Origin of the sequence: Vibrio sp. S234-5, assembly GCF_000960595.1 — a bacterium.
Lineage (GTDB): Bacteria > Pseudomonadota > Gammaproteobacteria > Enterobacterales > Vibrionaceae > Vibrio.
The window spans coordinates 1-343 of the sequence record NZ_JZAM01000050.1 but is presented as its reverse complement, the minus strand read 5'-3'; the positions used below and the strand labels follow the sequence as shown (position 1 = coordinate 343).

1 pseudogene is annotated in these 343 nt (G+C 44.6%); it reads right to left on the bottom strand.

Going from position 1 to position 343, the window contains the following annotated elements:
• A pseudogene (locus tag UF06_RS26690) lies at positions 1-343 on the bottom strand (IS630 family transposase); the annotation flags it as partial.

Genomic DNA, 343 nt, shown 5'->3' with positions numbered 1-343 from the left:
TACCCTAAATGCTCGATCATGATCTCTTTATTAACCCAAGGAACGACCATCGCTTCGCCAATTCCTCTCGCGGGACAGACAGAACCAAACAGATACGCATATTCAAATTGTTGTTGCTTCACGGCTCTGGGACGTGTTCCTTTCTCTGCCCATAACCGTGTCGTCGTGTTTTGTTGCCCAAATCTGGCTTCATCTTGAAACCAGACATCAACATGCTCTAGAGCGATATGTCCTGGGATCTTCAGGATCGTTTCAATTTTGAATTTTTTTTAAAATCGTCTTGGACTTCTTGAGATTGCTTGGGGTGTTTTGAGCGGGAAGTTATCCATGACAAGCCCATGTG